Annotated in this window: 22 protein-coding genes; 6 read left to right on the top strand and 16 right to left on the bottom strand. The window is 41.2% G+C overall.

Annotated features, from left to right (window positions below; all coding sequences use genetic code 11):
* Positions 1 to 16: 16 nt before the first annotated feature.
* The 13 genes from CLV59_RS24740 to CLV59_RS24670 all read right to left on the bottom strand — a co-directional run bounded on the left by CLV59_RS24740 (position 17) and on the right by CLV59_RS24670 (position 8,817).
* A complete protein-coding gene (locus CLV59_RS24740; protein WP_111594781.1) occupies positions 17 to 1,081 on the bottom strand; it encodes an RHS repeat-associated core domain-containing protein in 1,065 nt (354 codons plus the stop codon).
* 46 nt (positions 1,082 to 1,127) lie between these two features.
* Positions 1,128 to 1,400, bottom strand: a complete 273-nt coding sequence (locus tag CLV59_RS24735; protein ID WP_111594780.1) for a hypothetical protein — start codon at positions 1,398 to 1,400, stop codon at positions 1,128 to 1,130.
* An 895-nt stretch (positions 1,401 to 2,295) separates the two neighbouring features.
* Positions 2,296 to 2,607, bottom strand: a complete 312-nt coding sequence (locus CLV59_RS24725; RefSeq protein ID WP_111594778.1) for a hypothetical protein — start codon at positions 2,605 to 2,607, stop codon at positions 2,296 to 2,298.
* 321 nt (positions 2,608 to 2,928) lie between these two features.
* On the bottom strand, positions 2,929 to 3,624 hold the full coding sequence (locus tag CLV59_RS24715; RefSeq protein WP_111594776.1) for a hypothetical protein: 696 nt from the start codon (positions 3,622 to 3,624) through the stop codon (positions 2,929 to 2,931).
* Positions 3,625 to 3,694: 70 nt separating this feature from the next.
* On the bottom strand, positions 3,695 to 4,096 hold the full coding sequence (locus tag CLV59_RS24710; RefSeq protein WP_111594775.1) for a hypothetical protein: 402 nt from the start codon (positions 4,094 to 4,096) through the stop codon (positions 3,695 to 3,697).
* 489 nt (positions 4,097 to 4,585) lie between these two features.
* Complete coding sequence (locus tag CLV59_RS24705; protein ID WP_111594774.1) at positions 4,586 to 4,888, bottom strand: YrhB domain-containing protein; 303 nt, start codon at positions 4,886 to 4,888, stop codon at positions 4,586 to 4,588.
* A 69-nt stretch (positions 4,889 to 4,957) separates the two neighbouring features.
* Positions 4,958 to 5,521, bottom strand: a complete 564-nt coding sequence (locus CLV59_RS24700; RefSeq protein WP_111594773.1) for a hypothetical protein — start codon at positions 5,519 to 5,521, stop codon at positions 4,958 to 4,960.
* Positions 5,522 to 5,624: 103 nt separating this feature from the next.
* A complete protein-coding gene (locus CLV59_RS24695) occupies positions 5,625 to 6,032 on the bottom strand; it encodes a hypothetical protein (RefSeq protein ID WP_111594772.1) in 408 nt (135 codons plus the stop codon).
* 115 nt (positions 6,033 to 6,147) lie between these two features.
* Positions 6,148 to 6,447, bottom strand: coding sequence for a hypothetical protein (locus CLV59_RS24690; protein WP_111594771.1), 300 nt, complete (start codon positions 6,445 to 6,447; stop codon positions 6,148 to 6,150).
* A gap of 189 nt (positions 6,448 to 6,636) precedes the next feature.
* Positions 6,637 to 7,047: a hypothetical protein gene (locus tag CLV59_RS24685; protein ID WP_111594770.1), complete on the bottom strand. Its 411-nt coding sequence runs from the start codon at positions 7,045 to 7,047 to the stop codon at positions 6,637 to 6,639.
* A gap of 140 nt (positions 7,048 to 7,187) precedes the next feature.
* Positions 7,188 to 7,811 (bottom strand): hypothetical protein, encoded by a 624-nt coding sequence (locus CLV59_RS24680; RefSeq protein WP_146616304.1) that lies wholly within the window; start codon positions 7,809 to 7,811, stop codon positions 7,188 to 7,190.
* A gap of 108 nt (positions 7,812 to 7,919) precedes the next feature.
* Complete coding sequence (locus CLV59_RS24675) at positions 7,920 to 8,276, bottom strand: hypothetical protein (RefSeq protein ID WP_111594768.1); 357 nt, start codon at positions 8,274 to 8,276, stop codon at positions 7,920 to 7,922.
* Between the two features lie 109 nt (positions 8,277 to 8,385).
* Entirely contained in the window at positions 8,386 to 8,817 is a 432-nt protein-coding gene (locus tag CLV59_RS24670) for a hypothetical protein (protein ID WP_111594767.1), read from the bottom strand.
* 415 nt (positions 8,818 to 9,232) lie between these two features.
* Between CLV59_RS24670 and CLV59_RS24665 the strand changes: the two genes are divergently transcribed.
* A complete protein-coding gene (locus CLV59_RS24665) occupies positions 9,233 to 9,676 on the top strand; it encodes an FHA domain-containing protein (protein ID WP_111594766.1) in 444 nt (147 codons plus the stop codon).
* A gap of 27 nt (positions 9,677 to 9,703) precedes the next feature.
* Here CLV59_RS24665 and CLV59_RS24660 read toward each other — a convergent pair whose 3' ends face one another.
* The gene (locus CLV59_RS24660) at positions 9,704 to 10,441 is read right to left on the bottom strand and encodes a carboxypeptidase-like regulatory domain-containing protein (RefSeq protein ID WP_111594765.1); all 738 of its coding nucleotides are present in this window, start codon (positions 10,439 to 10,441) and stop codon (positions 9,704 to 9,706) included.
* 181 nt (positions 10,442 to 10,622) lie between these two features.
* On the opposite strand from CLV59_RS24660, the gene CLV59_RS24655 reads away from it, so the two are divergent.
* The 5 genes from CLV59_RS24655 to CLV59_RS24635 all read left to right on the top strand — a co-directional run bounded on the left by CLV59_RS24655 (position 10,623) and on the right by CLV59_RS24635 (position 18,062).
* Positions 10,623 to 11,558, top strand: coding sequence for a ribose-phosphate diphosphokinase (locus CLV59_RS24655; RefSeq protein WP_111594764.1), 936 nt, complete (start codon positions 10,623 to 10,625; stop codon positions 11,556 to 11,558).
* 84 nt (positions 11,559 to 11,642) lie between these two features.
* A complete protein-coding gene (locus CLV59_RS24650) occupies positions 11,643 to 12,092 on the top strand; it encodes a GNAT family N-acetyltransferase (RefSeq protein ID WP_245950950.1) in 450 nt (149 codons plus the stop codon).
* A gap of 135 nt (positions 12,093 to 12,227) precedes the next feature.
* Positions 12,228 to 15,674, top strand: a complete 3,447-nt coding sequence (locus CLV59_RS24645) for a SusC/RagA family TonB-linked outer membrane protein (protein WP_111594763.1) — start codon at positions 12,228 to 12,230, stop codon at positions 15,672 to 15,674.
* A 13-nt stretch (positions 15,675 to 15,687) separates the two neighbouring features.
* Positions 15,688 to 17,172 carry a SusD/RagB family nutrient-binding outer membrane lipoprotein gene (locus tag CLV59_RS24640; protein ID WP_170137916.1) on the top strand — a complete coding sequence of 495 codons (1,485 nt, stop codon included), beginning with the start codon at positions 15,688 to 15,690 and terminating at the stop codon, positions 17,170 to 17,172.
* Between the two features lie 170 nt (positions 17,173 to 17,342).
* Complete coding sequence (locus CLV59_RS24635; protein ID WP_111594761.1) at positions 17,343 to 18,062, top strand: DUF2490 domain-containing protein; 720 nt, start codon at positions 17,343 to 17,345, stop codon at positions 18,060 to 18,062.
* A gap of 213 nt (positions 18,063 to 18,275) precedes the next feature.
* Here the strand turns inward: CLV59_RS24635 and CLV59_RS24630 are convergent, their stop codons facing one another.
* Positions 18,276 to 18,755, bottom strand: coding sequence for a YcxB family protein (locus tag CLV59_RS24630; protein WP_111594760.1), 480 nt, complete (start codon positions 18,753 to 18,755; stop codon positions 18,276 to 18,278).
* An 18-nt stretch (positions 18,756 to 18,773) separates the two neighbouring features.
* Positions 18,774 to 19,280, bottom strand: a complete 507-nt coding sequence (locus CLV59_RS24625) for a hypothetical protein (protein ID WP_111594759.1) — start codon at positions 19,278 to 19,280, stop codon at positions 18,774 to 18,776.
* Positions 19,281 to 19,427 lie beyond the last annotated feature (147 nt).

The following is a 19,427-nucleotide window of genomic DNA, read 5'->3' as shown; positions in this document are numbered from 1 at the left end:
GCCACTTTTGTACATATTATAAATGATTCCTATATATATCTGGCCAAACACTTTCAAATATTGGAACTATAACAGTTGTATCACCTAGAAAGTCGACATGCCAGAGTGGAGCATTCGCAAGAACTACATATGCACTTAAACCTGCAATAGGTTTCGGATCCAAATTCCATCTCCTTCCTATCCTTGGATCATACTCCCAGAACTGAGCAGTATAGCTATTTCCTTCTCCCTTAATCTCATCACTCTTCTCCTGCCCATTGAACCCATACTTATAACTTCCACCCAAATTCCAAACCGCACCATCCATCTGTGCACCAAATGGCGTATAATCCGTCTGGTTGAACGCGGTAGCATTTCCACCACTCTTTTCATCAGAAATGGTAGCCAGTACGTTACCCAGGTGATTGGTCAGCTCATAACGTTTACGGTTGCCCTGTCCCCAGATAGAGCCGGCATTTCCAACAGTTCCTCCTGATACCAGCATATCTGGTTGCCACATTCCCAACCTGCTACTTCCATAAAGATACTGTTCTTTCCAGTATGTAGCATTGTCTCCATTAGTATTTCCATAGGTCGCTAACACTTGTCCATGAGGATCACGCAGATACCAGGTACGCTGTACTGCAGCAGGAGAGGAAGTGGGACGGAATTCTTTATAAATTCTGTTTCCACCAGCATCATACTTGTATAATAATGAGCCATTTGCACTATTAATGGACTGAATCTTGCCATATACTGTCCATTTGATTTCCGAAATACCATTTGACTCATCTGCAATCAGGTTGCCAATGGAATCATAACGGAATGCTTTTGTCATGTCATCCACATCCGACGGATAAGTAGAGGCAGGAACCGCATCCTGCACCAGTTGCAACTTGTTATTCAGCAAGTATCCCTCTCCATCACGCTCATACTGATATGTCAATCGGTCCATGGCAAGACGATTATCATCATTACCATTGCGATTCAATGTCAGGATGTTACCATTCGCATCGTACGTATAATCTTCGCCATTACGGTTAGTACCAATCTGGCCTGCTCCCCAGGTAGTAGTGGTGTTAGTCAAAGGGTGACGACGCATCTTAATAAGTCGTCCATTTTTTTTTGCAAATCCAAACATACATTAGTTATGGATGAGCGGCATAACCATCCTCAGGCAAATCTATATTATATGTTAGTACTGGATCATCTAACAATATATCTGAATTTTTGGGATTATCAGGATAAAATATAACCCAGTACTTATCTCCCGCTTTTACCGAAATTCCTTTTGTAATACTAAAAAATGAAGAGTAACGTTTCCCTTTAACCATATAGTTAAAATCGGCTGCCGGTAGCCCTTCTGCAGTAGCATCAATTTTATATATTGTTCCTATAGTGTACCTATGGTTACCATTCAATTCAATTTATATGGATCAATAAAAAGGGGCTTTAAGATTAGAAAAATAAAACACTACCACAAATTAATATCGCTATTATACCAGATACCTTTTTCATTTTTTACTAACTTGTTTTTTTACTTCTTTACCAATTAATTTTCCACCATAGTTAATCGGAATATTCAATAAAGTACTGTAAGTAGTATACCAATATCATACTTGCCCAGCCTAAGTGTAATATCTTCCAGCCCATCCGTGCAACCTCTCATTAAGTCGAATAATTATTTTATTCAAATCCAATTTCAGAAGGGCGGCAAACTACCTTCTCATCATACTCGTATCTTATATAAAAATATCCCACACATACGCTCTTTATGGAATCCCTATTTACCATAAAAACTGTATCCTGGCCATTTACCAAAATCTGAACCCTAGAAACAATCTTGTTCGGATAAATTGGCCTGGATATGTATAACCGATTCCCATTAGATGCATCAAACCAAGTCTTATACACTTTATGAAAAACCAACGAGTCATTAACTCTAACAGTAATTGTATCGTTTGGCATAACATGCAGTAATTGAAAAGTAAATCCAGGACCCTTTGTAACAGAATTACAAGACCACAGAATTAAACTAAACAATAATAACTTAATATACATTAAACCTATCCCACCACGACACACTCTTTTGACCCGGATAATTGATTTTAAGTATCTCATAGGTATAATAAGGGCTGATTTTGACTTTGACATGTAATATATGGGGCTGTTGATTAATCTGTTCATCAATCAGATTTTTATAAATTGTTTTATCTGTCCAACTTCAACCCCATTTCCCACATCAGATCACATGAAATTTATTCTGGCCGAAGGGCAATTAGCAGTCATATTTACTGTTACGTCTCCATCTGAGATTCACCAAACCAGCTCCAACATCTCAGACCATTCCCTCTTTAAAGCATCCTCCTTTTTGAATACAACTGTCACCTCCGTCCATTTTGTCACATCCCAATAACTGGCATATTTACGAGTTGATTCCAATTGTTCGAGCACTATGTTCACCGGATCATATCCATAGTGGCGGTTTGCCGATACAACCAAATAATCCGCTTTATCCATAAAAAAAAGGAAAACAGATCTCAAAAATGAAGATGGAAAATCCTGCCAGTCTTTTCTAATAACAGTACTTAAATCAGATCCATGCCTATTAATATCTAGAACGTTCATTATTTCTGATAAACTTATTTTTTGATTCGTATATTTTATGAATAAACCAGATGAAGAAAAAATAGCCTATCATCAAATAGTTATAATGTTTATTTTACAATTTCTCGATTCGGCAATCGTGTATATTTTGTTCCAGTCTGTGCATATACGTTTCAACACTTGTAAAACTCACGACTCCTGTAATCTTATAGGTAATTCCTTCTAAAATAATGGTATTGCCTATCCGCGGATTTTTACCAGCAGGGAATTGAATAGTAGCCATTAAACCTAAGGACAGGTTATGTATGGCGATCAATGAAGGGGAGTCCATTTGCAGTTTGCTTATTTATTTTTCAGTATAATCTTTACCTGGTTATTAGTCAAGTTTTCATCAAATATATCTTCCGTTTTATACCGTATTTTCTCCTTCCTTTGCTGAATAAATGTGTTTCCTTTGAAGTTACATACAAAAGATCGAAATTCAACTATCGATTGATCCCCGGGATAGTTAGGGCTATCCGTCACCAGGAAGGTTTGGGTACTACTGTCAACCCACACCAATGGTAGATACGTTCTTCTCTCATAAGTAGTCACCTCCTTATTCTTTTCAAGATCAATAACATATGTTATCATGAAATTCATCCCAAGGATGGGTAACAATAGCTTCTTATCATTAAACAGGAAATAATTCGATTTGCTGATATGATGACCGCGAATGATCGCGACAGAGGTATCTGGGAAAATCACATCCGAAAACAGTGGATATTTAACGCTTATTTCTTTAAAGGCTGTATCATTTTTAAGTTTATACCTTAATTGTAATTGTCCAATATTTTTCACCGCTGTAGCCGATTTAGTGGCCACCAAATCCAACAGACTATCATGTACCACCAATGATTCACTGGGAGTAGATAAACAATCTTTTTGGAGACGCGGTTCTGTGGAGTCGGAAGGTATTTTCGCAGCAACAATTTTAGGCTGATTACCTGTACAACTGGATATTAGTACGAATAGGATTAGGGAAAAGGGTTTAAGCATGTTAAAATCTTAGGAATAAAGGATTTACAGTATTCGGGGCAAAAACCGCTAACAGATCCACTGTTAAATTTTAACCTAACGCCAGCTTAGGGAGCGTCCCAAAGCTCGTTATTAGAAACTTCTCCTTGGGCACTTCTATCTCCAGCATGTCTCCCGTCTTTATTTGCTTATCGATAGCATAGGCTTCTATTATGCAGTCTATCGAAATGCGTAAACAAATGGAATCATCCTCCGCTATACTCTCAACAATTGCGACAATGACAGTATGATCCTCCTCAAAAGAAAAACCAGGTACCCTATCGGTTCCAATTCGGGTATTCACATTTATAATTAGGTCAATTATCAGGTCCAGCTCTACACCATGGACCGCTCCTTGATCGAAATGCCGTTGTGTAGTGGAGGCAATTCCTTCTCCATAATCACTCTTAAAAGTAACAAATGGATAATCTACTTTATTGATAACAACGTTCATTTTTCAGTTGCACTATTTGATCTCAGAAGAATTTTATACCTGTCTTTTTTCTGCATTGGTTCCATAATACCTATTGATCAGTAAATATTTGGTAAATCATTCTATATTCGTTAATTCTCTTATCAACTCTACTTGCATCAGTCACTATCTTTAGCAAAAGAAAAGCAGCTGGACGATTTACCTGCAACTGCATAAAATATTAACCCGAATATCCGGTCAAATCTTAACTATTACAATTAATTATCCCAGTGTAAGTATTCAAGAGTCAAATCAAGTATCCTAATTTTATTCTCCTTTGCTATACTCCTTACGATAGCAAAACGAGAATTATTTAAATATTTCAATAATTACGCCTATACCACGGATACTCTTGAGTCAGTGGATCCACACTCAAAAACCTCCCTATTCTAGGATCATAGATTCTAATACCATAATCCTGCCGATTCCCGTCACCCTTAGTCCAACTTTCCCAGTTACATTACTGATTAATCATGAATCGAATGGCTTATTTTCTTTCATTATTTTGATATACTTTTCAAGATAATATTCTGGTCTATGAGCACTTCCGAATCTAAAAACACTTCCATCAAACTTATTTACAATAAAGGGCCCATTTCCCCCTAATGCATGTAGTGGATTCAATGTTTCATAGAACGCTTTACTTTGCCAAAAGAAAACCCATCCGTGCTCAAATTCTTTTGTTTTATCAAGTACGAGAACCAGGTCATATTTAGAACGCTTATTCTGCAAATACGTTTCTGCAATCTTAATCGCATCTATTTTTGTCAACATGATACATTCATTTTCGATACAATACCCAATCTATAATTAAAGAGGTGTATAAGAAAAGAATCTCTCGTTTTACTTTCTATTCAACAAGACGATTTCTTTAATCTGTAATTCTCCTGGTATTCCATCCAATGATCCTACACCCTCATTTAACGGAGAAGATTCGGCTAACTCCAATAAAAAATGAATTCTATTATCCTTACCATAGGTCAATGAAAGTTCTCCATCCGGAGAACCATTTAAATTAGTAGAATCTATTATATATTTAATTTTTTCAAACGCATCTCCTACATGAATACCTTTGATACCGATGCGTTCACCTAGAATTGAAATTCTTGAAATAACTGATTGATCCTCCCAGTTTGTTTCCAACAAGGCTGCAAATTCACTATCAATAGGACTTTTACTCTTTAATGCTATGGCTTTCCATTCAACGCCCTCTTCTTCCATAACTGTATCTTTTAAGTTATATCGTTCATTTAAGACAGCATTCTTTTTGACCAAATTAATCTTACTGTTTAAAACATTCTCTAACAACACGTCTCCAACATCGATCAATTCTGAATTTTTATTAGGCGTATAAACACAACCAAACAATAAAACCACTGCGATTATAGTAAAGCTAAGAAACTTCATTTCAGGTTTTTCTTACTTATTTTATTATTTATCTCTTTCTTCATTAATCCATTTTCCGATTCTCTGACCTCCATGCTGATTGGATTATTAGATTTCGCTATCACTACCGCTCCCTTTTCCTCCTTGACTGATAAGCATTAGTATAGAATATTTCAACACTTTTTCTTTTTTCATCGGTAAGTGGCATTACCATAAATTTTACATTATGCATATAATGCATAAACTCATCAGGAATCATTGATTGATATCCTCTATTTAAATAATAGACTAGATAGCTAGGCCAGATCCAATGTCCATCTGTATGAATCATTAGTGGACCAATACTCTCTCCATTCTCATCATATAACCATCTAAGAAATCCCAATAGGATAGGCGCTTTTTCTAAATAATTTAGTACCTCTGAGTAATACTCCATCAATAGCCAATTCTCAGCTGGCTCAATATCGTTAATTGATACTCCCATTTTTACCAGGCCACTTTCGTGCTCCTTTATATAACCAATAAATTCCATAAATCAAAATGGTTTAAATAGTATCATCTTCTCTCTGTTAGATGCATTCTTAGCCAAAGAGAAACTTCAAACAATTCTTGAATAAAATTTGCTGATGTACAGTGGCTAGCCGATTTTATTCGTAATATTTTCCGACAACATTCATCTCATTTATAATCCTGCCTTTTATGATTTGAATCGGAACACCTCTAACTTCTGTCGCGTAGTGAGATTTTGCATCAAAGTATTCATCTACTAATTGTATAAGTTTATCTTCAGCCAACTCATTCTCAATAAATGATTCAATCTCACCTTCAACACTTTTATCAATAAAATACTCAGGTGGATATACAAAAAATCCATGATTAATACTGTCTTGTGCTAGGGCCTCTTTCAATGCAGGCAAATAAATTCTGTAAAATGTCTCATTATCCATTTCTTACCATTTTCTGCTACCATTAGGATCCTACTCCCAAGATCGATGACATTTGAAAGTTTGAGGGATACAATACTTATCACAATCAGAGGTAGCCTCCTCACTTAATATCTCAATAGTTTTTTAATAACTTAAACTGCGAGTTCCCCTCAATATCATCTACTTGATAAATATTACTGAAATGTAAAATCATGATATTTTACGAACAAGCTTCCATATAAGATGCTTTTCCTTTTGTGGAAGCCAGGCAGTACTATCCTTATCTCTCAGTAAGTCCAATGCCTGGGAATTAAGTTTGAACTGTATCTGATCATTCAATAAAAAGGTACATACTAAATCTAACCAATATATCGATTTTATGTCCATAATTAGGAAGGGGATAAATTCATTAAATGGGATAAGATCCTCAACCCTAAATTCTTCATCAGTCACTCTTGTTTTTACTTCATCCACCGACAGCTCAAACTGTGACAGAAACCGAATCAGTGATGTTCTTAACATAATATTTTCTAAATACTCGTTCTGCTTCAACAAAAACTGTCCATCAAATTGAATGTAAATTTCAACTGAGTGAACGCCACTATAAATAAGCTTATTCATTACTTGATTTACAACGTTTATGAAATATTATCCAACTAATGAGCGTTAATAAAGAATCCCCAATATGCAAATCATACTGGGGTAATCTTTTAAAGTTTATTGAGACACTATGCAATCTTAAAACATTTAATTTCCTCGAATTATAGACCCGATAAGCCTTTATCCTTATACAATCGAAAGAAATTCTCTGTAACGTATAACGCTGTCCCCCATTTAGGAAAGGAAAATAAATTATACTTATTGATTAATTCTTCTTTCAAATAAACAAGCTGCGGGAGTATTTCGAAGCAACGTTTTTTTACCGCATCGTTCATTTTATCCTCAAAATCCAATTTATTTTCAGCAACGAATTCTATATCATCCGTTAATATCCCACGCGCAATGAACTCTGATCCCTTATAATTAATATAATCATAAAGTTGATAATCAAATAGGTTTATCCAATAACTCCCTTGATATCTTTTATTCTGAGCTGATGTGGTTAAAGTTTGAACAGGTGGTAACTTAAGTTCTTTAATAGCAAATTGTGCTTTATCACTGAACACCATTCCACGCGGCATCATACAATCAACGATATTTAAGAAGTCGGTCATTTTCGCATGTGCTGTTAATTCAATACCAGCAATAGCTTTAGATAAATCCAAACTAAAATCAACATCCTCATAATCGGTTCCCGGATGGTACTTAAACCGCCCATGTGGAACATCCCCCATAACTTTTAAATTGGTGGAATATTTTAAATAATAAATTGATGTTTTGCTCATAATTGCTTTCCCGAACAATTTAGTTCTCTATGTACTCATTAATTCGTTCGCCCACTCTTTTAATATCTTTTAATGGTTCTCCATACCTACGGATACCTAAAATCGTAGCTAATGCATTCCAGTTCTTCTTATCAACAATCCATCAATATAATAAAACATTTGCCCATCAGCCTTACCATCTGCATCCTCAATGTCAGTCTTTTTGATAAGCACATCCCCGCCATCTGTAACCAAATATTCAACATTTAACTCCTCTAAAATAGCTACCAATGTATCCATTTCAACTTTACTTAGTTTCATGTTATCATATCTATAACTTAAAAAGTGTTCAGGGTCTTGGCTATCATAAATCTCCTTAACATGAGTAAATTTATAATAACAAAGATTGTCAGGTATAGGAGTATGGTTTGCCGCATTACATCCCAACATCAAACACCCCACCGTAAGTAAAATTACTATTCTCATAATTATTCAGCTTGATCCAAAACCATTTATATTAGGAGTATTGTCTAGTATTGCATAGCCTGCCCCACGGATAGTGGTTCCTCACACTAATTCATACATTTTACCCGCTCTATTTCCATCCCTGATACCTGGAATAAGGCAGTATCACAGGACTCAACAACGTTGCCACAGCAGTATAATAGAACGTACCACTCACACCATTGAACCGCCATCCCAACCATCCCCATGAATCAGGAAGAATCAATAAATACAATAAAGTCAACAACAAATAAGAAAGAAAATTATACAGTACGCCGAATTTGAACTCTCCTGTTTTACATACAAACCAAAAAGTAAACGGCACCCAAATGGGATAAAAAAACAATACCCGAATTCCCGACCAAAATACCTGCCACGCTACTATCGGAAGAAAACTGTTCAAAAAGAGATGCCTACCTCTAAGCCCGAATACACTCGCCATTACAGTACTAAGTACAGTTTCAATGACTACCAGCCACAGCATATAGGTAATACAGTCAAAATATAGCTTCCTGTTGTTCATGAAATGCAGTATTACATCTACTTTTGGAATGATCTAATCACGGCGTCTTTACAATTACTCCTACTATGTACCCAGCGATTTACTTACATATCCAATAAGTAGTATTGTTAACTTCATGCATCATCAACATTGATATTGTCGTTTGTGCTTTCAGTGGAGCAGCATAGAGAAAGATGATTGCCAGCAAAAATCGCCGATAGCGCTTATTCATAAGGGATAGGTAAGGTTAAATCTATTTCAAAGTTAAGGCATTCGCCAGCCCCTGCAATACCACGATCATATCACCCCTCACTAGATAAAAATATTTTTCAGCATCTCCCAAAATCTTCCGCCACTGCGGCGGTAAGACAGTATTCAGTTCGATATTTATAGTCCGGATAATTTTTAGTGAGACACGTTGTAATCTGCCTTCATCATGAATAACCATTTGAAAATTGTTTGTCCTCAATGCCAACAGGACAATACCTTCTCTTCCCCCTCCAATAAACCTGTTGCCTGCAGCAATTGCGGAGCCCCACTGCCCGCAGACGCTCCTGTAATCGCCCTAAAAGCCCCGATAGGCATCAGACTCCTGGAAATCTCCTCCCAACGAACATTCGAAATAAAATTCTTTCATACCGCTTTCCTCGGCAGACAGGAAATAGGACAAAACTTCTTCCAGGACAATACCATCAGCAGACGACACTGCATGGTTAAAATATCCAAAGACCAATATTGGGTGGTAGACGTAGGCTCCACTCATGGCACCTTCCTAATCGTAAACGGAGAAACAATCAATTGTAAAGAGTCGGTACTATTAGCAGACAATAGTATTCTCGTATTGGGAGAAGCAGGGTACAAAATAAATATCATGTATTAAAAAAGGCGCCCAAAGGCGCCCTGTAAATTATTGTGGAGAAACACCGGAAGAAACATGTTCCTTCTTCCATTCTTCAAATGATTTTTTGATGTACAACAACAAATCATACTCTGAAGCATCATTCAGAAACTGATAGGTGGGTCGGTATCGCAACATAAAGGAATCCAACTCCGGACTCTGTAACTTCGTCATTCTACCTACCACCTCCGGAGAATAACGATAGTCTATAAACTTTTCTTTCTCCCAATACACCAACTGCTCCTTGAACTCTTCCTTACGCTTTCTCGTCTTGCTGGGAACAAGATAAGTCAATGCTGTAATAGGATTGGAAGGTAATGTCTTTAATACATCCACCGCTCCTGGTTTATGATAGTTGAAGTACTTATTATACTCCTCTCGCATCGCAATAGAATCCTTATAATGACTCTTTCCCTGCACACTCACACCTCCGAGTTCATACAAACGCTTCTGCATCAACACATCAAATGTAGCGCTCATGCCTGGCGTCACTATCACGCGGGTAGCATAACCTATCATAGAGAACTCAATCGTATCTCCAGGCATTGCCTCAATATAAAAACGACCATTCTCAGCACTGAGAGTGCCGGTCATTGCTTTCTTGTTTAAAACAGAAACAAAGGGAATCCCCACCTTGGTATCCTGATCCGCCACCATACCAGACAATCGTACTTGTGCAACAGTATCCTGCAGGTTGATGAATAAGAAAAGTATAAGTGCTCCGATATATGCGAAAAAACGAACCATGTATGTTGTAATCTATCAAAATTAATCTTCCACCCGCAAAAGAAAAGTTAAAATGAAATTCACCCTACTTAATTTTTTGCAGATCGACAGTGCCCGGCCGCAAATTTATTAATTATCAGGAGGATAAATATCTCCGCTGTCCGTATTATTAGCTATTTTTACTATAGACGACTCTTATATCATGGCGCAGAAAATCATATTCGCTACACAGCACTATCAATATCTGAAAGACAGAATACTGGCCATTTCCCTGCCACAATGGGAAAATGGACAACTCGATATTCGCGATTTCCCCGATGGAGAACACTACCATCGCATTCTCTCCAATGTCAGAAACCGCGAAGTAGTCCTCCTGGGAGGCACTATTGACGATAAGGAAACCCTTGAACTCTACGACCTCGCCAGCGGCTGTATTCAACTAGGCGCCACCGCTATCACCATCGTAATCCCGTATTTCGGCTATTCTACCATGGAAAGAGCCGTTAAATACGGCGAAATAGTGAAAGCCAAGACACGGGCCGTCCTCTTTTCATCTCTGCCCCAAACTGCCCACGGTAACCAAATCGTGCTGATAGACCTCCACGTAGACGGTATCACCCACTATTTCGAAAGCGGCGTCCGCCCTGTCCACATATACGCGAAAAACTTCGTTAAAGAAGCCGCCTGGGAACTGGCAGACGGTCACCCCTTTGTCCTCGCCAGCACAGATGCCGGCCGCGCCAAATGGGTGGAATCCCTCGCCAACGACCTGCATGTGCCCGCTGCATTCGTTTTCAAACGCCGCATTTCCGGGGAAGAAACCGCTATCACCGCCATCAGCGCCGATGTAAAAGATAAAACAGTCATCATCTACGACGATATGATCCGTACCGGCGGCTCCCTGCTGCACGCCGCAGAAGCCTATAAAGATGCCGGCGCCGCAGAAATTTATGTCATTACCACCCACGGCATCTTCGCCGGAAACGGCTGGCAGCGCATCAAAAATAGCGGCATCATCAAAAAGGTTATCTGCACAGACTCTCATCCAAATGCCCTCCTCATCCAAGACGACATGCTGGAAGTAAGATCCATCGATCACCTGATCATCCAGTTCTTCGAAGGACAACTATTCTCCTGATGGCAAAATTTTTGTAACTAATTTTTAGAGAGACACCTGCTAAAACAACTGCATAGCCTCTCTTCGCTTTATAACCGACTCATCATGATAACTTTTCGTATACTCGAATACGGTAGTTGCGACTACAAGGATATGGTTGCCCTCCGGGACAAAATACTCCGAAAACCACTGGGATTAACCTTCTCAGAAGAATATCTCCAACAGGAAATCAACGATATCCTCATCGGCGCCTTCTACACCGAACAAGAAAAAACATCCCTCGTCGGATGCTGTATCCTCTCTCCAACAGAAAACCAGGACATGATACAACTCCGCCAAATGGCAGTTTCATCCACACTCCAAGGCAAAGGCATCGGCAGAGATATTATCATCTACGCAGAAAATATCGCACGCAATGAAAACTTTAAAGTTCTCATGATGCACGCTCGCAAAGAAGCCGCCGGCTTCTACGAAAAACTCGGCTATTCCATTGCTGGAAAAGAGTTTACAGAGGTTGGCATCCCTCACTACGAAATGCATAAAAATCTAATCTGATTTTTTTTTAACCTGCAACCCATTGTAAAAGGCTTCTCAATTGTATAGTACTTGATAGATCGTGCCATATAACTGTCGATAGTGTAGCATTTGCTATCCTGTCCCAAATTTTGTAACCAAATCAAGCACTATATAATGAGAAGCCAAGTACCAGCCTGGTTGGGGCTGTGCTATGCCCTTTTCTGCTATACCTCGAGCAGTGCATACACAATCCCGCATGGGTATCTGCATATGCAGCAACAAGACACCACAACACCGGTTGTTATTAAACCCGCTGCCGACACTACTGCAAAACCCAGGAAGGACACAACAGTTCCAGCAAAAGACACTAGCAAAGCCGCTCCTGCAAAGGATACCGGAGTAATACTCCCTCCGGATGAAAAAACCATCCGTCAGGACATCAATAAATTTACTATCAACGGTATAGTGAAAGATGATGCCGGAACTCCCATTCCTGGCGCCATGATAAAGAACAAAAAAACAGGTACAGGCACCACTTCTGATGCTACAGGTACCTACTCCATGAAGGCCGCCATCAACGATACCATCATCGTTAGCGCTCCTACCTTCGCAGAACAAGCTATCCCCATCGCGAAAAGGGGAGATGTCAATATCAAATTATCTCCTGCCAATGCCGGCAAAAAAGTACTGAACGAAGTGGTAGTAACGGCACTGGGTATACGAAAAAATCCTCGCAGCGTAGGATTCGCCATGCAGGAAGTAGCCGGCAACACCGTACAGGAAGCCAAAGAAGTCAATTTCGTGAATGCCCTCAGCGGTAAAGTACCCGGCCTCCAGGTAAATACCAACAGCGGCTCCATGGGTGGCTCCTCTAAAATTACCATCCGCGGCGTGAAATCCATCCTCGGCGATAACAACGCCTTCTTCGTGGTAGACGGAGTACCCATCATGAATACCAACACCAACCAGGGCGGTCAGCTCAATGGAGGCGGCGGTTACGACTATGGCAGCCCCCTCCAGGATATCAACCCGGAAGACATCGATAATATCTCCGTGCTGAAAGGCGCCGCAGCCACCGCACTCTATGGTAGCCGCGGTGCAAACGGCGTTCTCCTCCTCACCACCAAAAAACGCCCGGATGCGGAAGGTGGCATCGGTGTCACCTACAGCCTGAATGCACAAATAGACCAGGTAGCGGTTCTGCCTAAATACCAAAACCTTTACGGCGGCGGCGCTACAGGCGTTTTTGATACCCTCTACTATAATCAACACCCGGAAGGATTCCTCAACGAACAAGCAGCTACCTACGATGATCACAACGGCAAAGGCCGCTACGATCTCATGCCGCAATATTACGAAGACCAATCCTGGGGCCCACGCCTCAATGGCCAAATCATACGCCCTTACTGGTCATGGGGAAAAGATAAAAACAATCCCTTCTTCGGCCAGACAACCAAATGGTCGCCACAACCCAACAATGTGCGCGACTTCTACAAAACCGGCGTCACCGTTACCAACAATATCGCAATGAGCGGTACCAACGATAAAGGCGCTTTTCGCCTCTCATACGGCAACATGGACCAAAAATTCGTACTGCCCAATTCTACACTGAAACGTAATAACCTTTCCTTCAACGGAAACTATAAACTAGGTAAAGGACTAACCGCCACCGCCGCTATTAACTATAGCTCCCTGAGCGCGAAAGGCCGCCCCGGCACCGGATTCACCGGTCCAAACCCAACCCTCCAGTTTACCATGTATGGCCAACGCCAACTGGAACTGGATAAAGAAAAAATCTATCAATATCCAGATGGCTCCCAAATGACCTGGAACCGCCGCGCCTGGAATAACGATACTATGTCCTCCAGCAACGGCCCATACTGGAACCGTTACATGGACTACGAAACGGATAGCCGTAACCGTATGTTCGGTTACGCAGGACTGGATTACGACGCCAATAAATGGCTGACCTTCCGCGGTCGCGTTTATATGGACGACTATAACCAACTCGAAGAAGAAAGAACAGCGAAAGATTATCTGGTTGGAGGCTATATCAAACGTATCCGCACTTCCAGAGAACTGAACTACGAATTCACCGCAAACATTCACAAAGAACTCAGTAGCAATTTCATGTTGAATGCTACTGCCGGCGGAAACATCATGCACCGCAAATGGACCACCACAGGCGGTTCTACAAACGGCGGTCTTATCACACCAGGTATATATAACCTGCTCAATTCCGTAACGCCAGCTACACCCATCGACGAATACGCAGAAAAACAAATCAACTCCGTTTTTGCTACAGCAAACCTGGGATATAAAAACTTCCTTTTCCTGGACCTGACGGGGCGTAGCGACTGGAGCTCCACATTGCTGAACGGTAACAATCAATATTTCTATCCGTCAGCTTCAGCATCCTTCGTATTCTCCGATCTGCTGAAAGACTGGAAATGGCTCAGCTTCGGTAAACTCCGCGGTAGCGTGGCCGCTGTCGGAAACGATGCCGATGTATACCGCCTTTACGATACCTACCAGTTCGTTCCTCCTTTCGGAAATAACCCAATCAATAATTTCGATCCAACGAAAAATAACCTGCAACTCAAACCAGAACGTACCTCCGAGTTTGAAACAGGTATCGAACTGAAATTTCTTGATAATCGTATAGGCTTAGACGTTACCTACTACAATAAAACCACTAAAGACCAGTTACTGCCTTTGCAAATCCCTGCTGCTACAGGCTATACCAGCACCTATGTGAATGGCGGCGCCGTACAGAACAAAGGGGTGGAAATAGGTTTAAACCTGAATCCTATTCGCCTGAAAAATGGCTTCCGTTGGGATATCAACGCCAACGTAGCCCGCAACAGAAATAAACTGTTGAATATGGATGTAAACCAGTATAACCTGGCCCTTTCCCTCCTCAACATCGGTACCGACAGACGTACCCAGAAAGTTTCAGTTGTGGCACTGGTAGGCCAACCTCTCGGTACCATCATGGGTACTGACTATGTTTACGACGATCATGGCAACAGAAAAGTGGATGCAAACGGTTACTATCAGGTGAGCGGTATCAAACCTATCGGCAACGCCTATCCGGACTATGTAGGCGGTATCACCAACAGCTTCAGCTACAAAGGCATTTACCTCTCCGCATTGATCGACTTCCAGAAAGGCGGCAACTTCTTCTCCTATACCAACCTGTATGGAGAAAAATCCGGCCTCCTGGAAAGCACTGTAGCCAACAACATCCGCGAAACAGGTATTATCGTTCCCGGCGTTACCGACGACGGTAAACCTAACACCACACGAATCACTGCAAAAGATCATTTCAATTTCAACGGCGGTAATGTCATCAGTAAGGCAAACCTCTACGATGCCAGCTACATCTATTTACGCGAAGTGAAACTGGGTTATAGTCTGCCGGAAGCATGGTATAAAAAGATCAAAGCACAGGCAGCGCGACTCTCTCTCTATGGTCGTAACCTGTGGCTGATTAAATCCAATGCACCCAATGTGGATCCGTCCAACATTCTCAATTCCGCTTCAAACGTACAGGGAATTGAAGGTGGCGCATTACCATCCATCAGATCCATCGGCCTGAACCTGAATGTATCATTCTAAACTTTTGAGATGTATGATGAATAAGATAACAAGATACAGCACTATAGCCCTGGTGGCCATCACAGCAACTTTCACCGGTTGTAAAAAACTGGATGAATATAACCGTAACCCAACAAAACCTACGGAGACGCAGCCTCAATATCTACTGACAGGCGCTCAAAAATCCGCCATGGACGTATTGTACAGCGGATTGCAAAATGGTTATATCGCCATGGAATATGCGCAGTTCTGGACAGGCAACTCCCGCACCAACGATGCCCAGTACCAGCTGGATGAAGGGAATAACGCCGCTCTCTGGAATACCTTGTACAGCACAGCCCTCCACAACCTGGACGACCTGGTAAAACAAAACAATTCCAAAGCCAGTAAAACCGGCATCGCCAACCAGAATGCCATTGCGCTGATCATGAAAGCCTGGATCTACCAGATCCTTGCAGATACCTACGGGAATATTCCATATTCACAGGCATTCCAGGTAACTACCAATATCACGCCGGCATACGATGACGCACAAACCATCTACAAATCTTTGCTGGACACCCTTCAGCAACAGATTACAGTAATGGATGAACACCAAAGCAGCTTCAATTCCGGCGACATTATCTATAACGGGAACGTTGCTCTCTGGAAAAAGCTGGCACACTCGCTGATGCTTCGTATGGCCATCCGCATGGCAGACGCAAACCCACAGCTGGCACAACAGATCATTGAAGCACATTGGCAAAATGCCCTCAGCAGTAACGCCGATAATGCCCAGTTCCAATACCTGAATGCAGCTCCCAACAAGTTTCCGTATAACGACTCCGAAAGGGAAATAAGCGAGTTTTTCGTAACCTCTACTTTGGTCGACTATATGAAAAGTGTACAGGACCCACGCCTGAATATCTATGCGCGTCCTTCCAGGAACTCGGATACCATTAAAGGCCTGGCCTATGGCACCTCCAGCTCTGATAAAAACAGACTCCCGCCAAATGAATACTCTTTCCCCGGAACACAAGTATACAGCGCTACTATGCCCGGTATTCTCATGAGTTACTCTGAAGTGGAATTCATTCTCGCAGAAGCTGCCGCAAGAGGCTGGAGTGTAGGCGATCCCGCTACACACTACAACAATGCCGTAAAAGCATCCCTGGAATATTGGCGCACACTGGCAAAAGCCGATTACACAGATGCCGACATCAGCGCTTATCTGACCAGAGTACCTTATAATGCGGCCGACTGGCGCAACGTAATTGGCTCGCAGAAATGGTTATCTCTCTACCCACAAGGGTTCCAGGCATGGTTTGAAAGAACAAGACTGCATTTCTCCAAACCTGGCGGTTCACCATTATTCATTGCGCCGGTATCCGGTTCTGTGGACCCGAAAGTTACTTTCGTGCCATACCGACTCACCTACCTGATCTCTGAAACCACACAGAATCCCAATAATTACCAGGCAGCCTCCAAAGCAATAGGAGGGGACACCAAGGGTACAAAGCTCTGGTACAATAAATTTTAACAAAGTCGCAACTATAACACAACAACAATCATCTGACGCCCGGAAACAGCTACTATAGCTGTCCGGGCGTTTCCCATTTAAATACATTATTATATTTCATTAACAATCCTGCCTTTTTAGATCCCCTTCAAATTTTTATCTTTAACGCCAACCTATATTCGTAAGTAGCAATGATCAGAAAATTTTCATGGCTGCTGCTGTTGGCGTTTGTCTGCCAGCAAGCAGCGGCGCAGGATGTCACGCAGCTTTATCAAAACTGGTATACCTATTTTGGTACCGCTAAAATCAATAATAAGTGGGCAATTCCTTTTGATGTCCAGCTTCGTCTCCGCGACGGTTTCAGCAACAAGGGCCAACTCCTGATGCGTGGAGGCCTGCAATACTCGCTGAACAAACAAAATCATGTATTACTGGGATATGCCTATGTGCCCACCTACAGCAACGCTGCTGATACCTGGCTGCCAGAACACCGCATTTTCCAGCAGTATATCCACAAAAGCAAAAAGGTGGACATGACGCACCGTTTCCGGCTGGAACAGCGCTGGGTAGGCCAACCTAATCCAGATGGCCCGCATAAGCCTGTAAACGACTGGAAATACGGCAACAGAACCCGGTATTTCAATCGTACACAGCTGCCCATTAAATACAAAAAGGAACCAACGTCTTTCTATGTAGCATTACAAGACGAAATTTTCCTGAATCTCTGGGGTAACCAAATCAGTAATCTGCTCTTCGATCAAAACCGTTTCCTGGTAGCCGGCGGCTATCAGATCAAATCGAATCTCAAAGTAGATATCGGCTATATGAACCAGCTGGTGCAAGTCACTTCAGGCGCGAAAACAATGAATCACATTCTCCATTTTGGGGTCTTCCATAATTTTGATTTATAGGGAGACACGCATAAAAAAGGCTGACCAGTTCCTCACTGGTCAGCCCAATATCTTCATAAAACTATTTATCTCCATTCACCCTCCATCCTTTACGCTCCAACCTCCCTCTACATCCTTTGCTTCTCCAATCTCCGCTCCATATCCTTATTGTCTCCAATCTCCACTCCACATCTTTTGCGCCTTTGCGACTTCCCTTAGCGCCTTTGCGAGCAACTAAGCAATCTTTTCTTTCAGCAATTTCACGCAATCCTGATACGCCTCTTCTGATGCAAAAGCACTGGCCGGAATGAGGAAAAACGACTTTTTATCTCTGTATAGATAGATAAATTCTTTTGTTTCAACTACCCTGGAAAACTTACTCCAGCTGATCGTACGTTCATGATAGCTGGAACCGGTGGAAATCAATAAACCTTCATCCTTGAATTTCAGTCTGATTTCATCTTTAAACGTAGCGGCACGCGTATAAATAGACCATGGCAACAGGTACCAGAACATCCATACCAATGCCAGTATCATCACTGTGATACCCGTTAAAGCGCCAATAGTAACCAGATGGAAAACATAGCCTGCAAATGTGGCCAGCAGGAAGATGATGATAGTGTTACGAAATACTTTTATTTCGCCTCTATGCATAAAATGATAACGCAATGCACTTAACACTTCCCCCTTATTATAATTGAACTCTACATGCATTACGTAATGCCACTAAATTTATCTGTTAACGGAAATTGACATTGGGTTATCCATGTCGTCGCGTACAGTAACGGCTTCTTTCTTGCGAGACCGCTTAACATTGCTCAGGTCGTCTTCGCTGAAACCAGGAAAATTCTTCTTTACGAAAAGGAAATACTGCTGCAGCACCTTAGGATCCACTTTAAATGGAAATAACAACTCTTTGCCACTGGACTTCAGAAAGTCATTGGCATTGATCTTATTTTCATTCTGAAGGTACCATTTGTACAGATCCACAATAGCTTTCTCCAACTCTCCCTCATCTACTTTCTCTTTCTCGGGAGCATCTACCCTGGGAAACAAGAAAACAAACTCTTCCACTCGAAGTGGCTTGTTAGTAGTGATCGTCTTGGAAGTATTACGGTTATCGTTGTTATCTCCACCGTTTTTGTCTCCATTATTATCCCCATTCTTGAACCCAGTGTTGGCATTTGCTGATGCGGCTGCGGCCAAAACTACCAACAGCAAGAACAACAGCTTCTTCATAAGGCGCAAAATTTACGGATCTAAAAATACAATTTATTTTGGGATTAAATTATGTTAAAATTTTTTCGGGAAAATTGACGAAAAACCCCAAAAAAGAGACAGTTCCATAAAAAAACAAAAGCAATGGGCGAACCATTGCTTTCGAGA

The organism is Chitinophaga dinghuensis (assembly GCF_003259435.1).
GTDB classification, from domain to species: Bacteria; Bacteroidota; Bacteroidia; order Chitinophagales; family Chitinophagaceae; genus Chitinophaga; species Chitinophaga dinghuensis.
The sequence above is the reverse complement of the archived record's forward strand: the minus strand, read 5'-3'. Positions and strand labels throughout refer to the sequence as shown.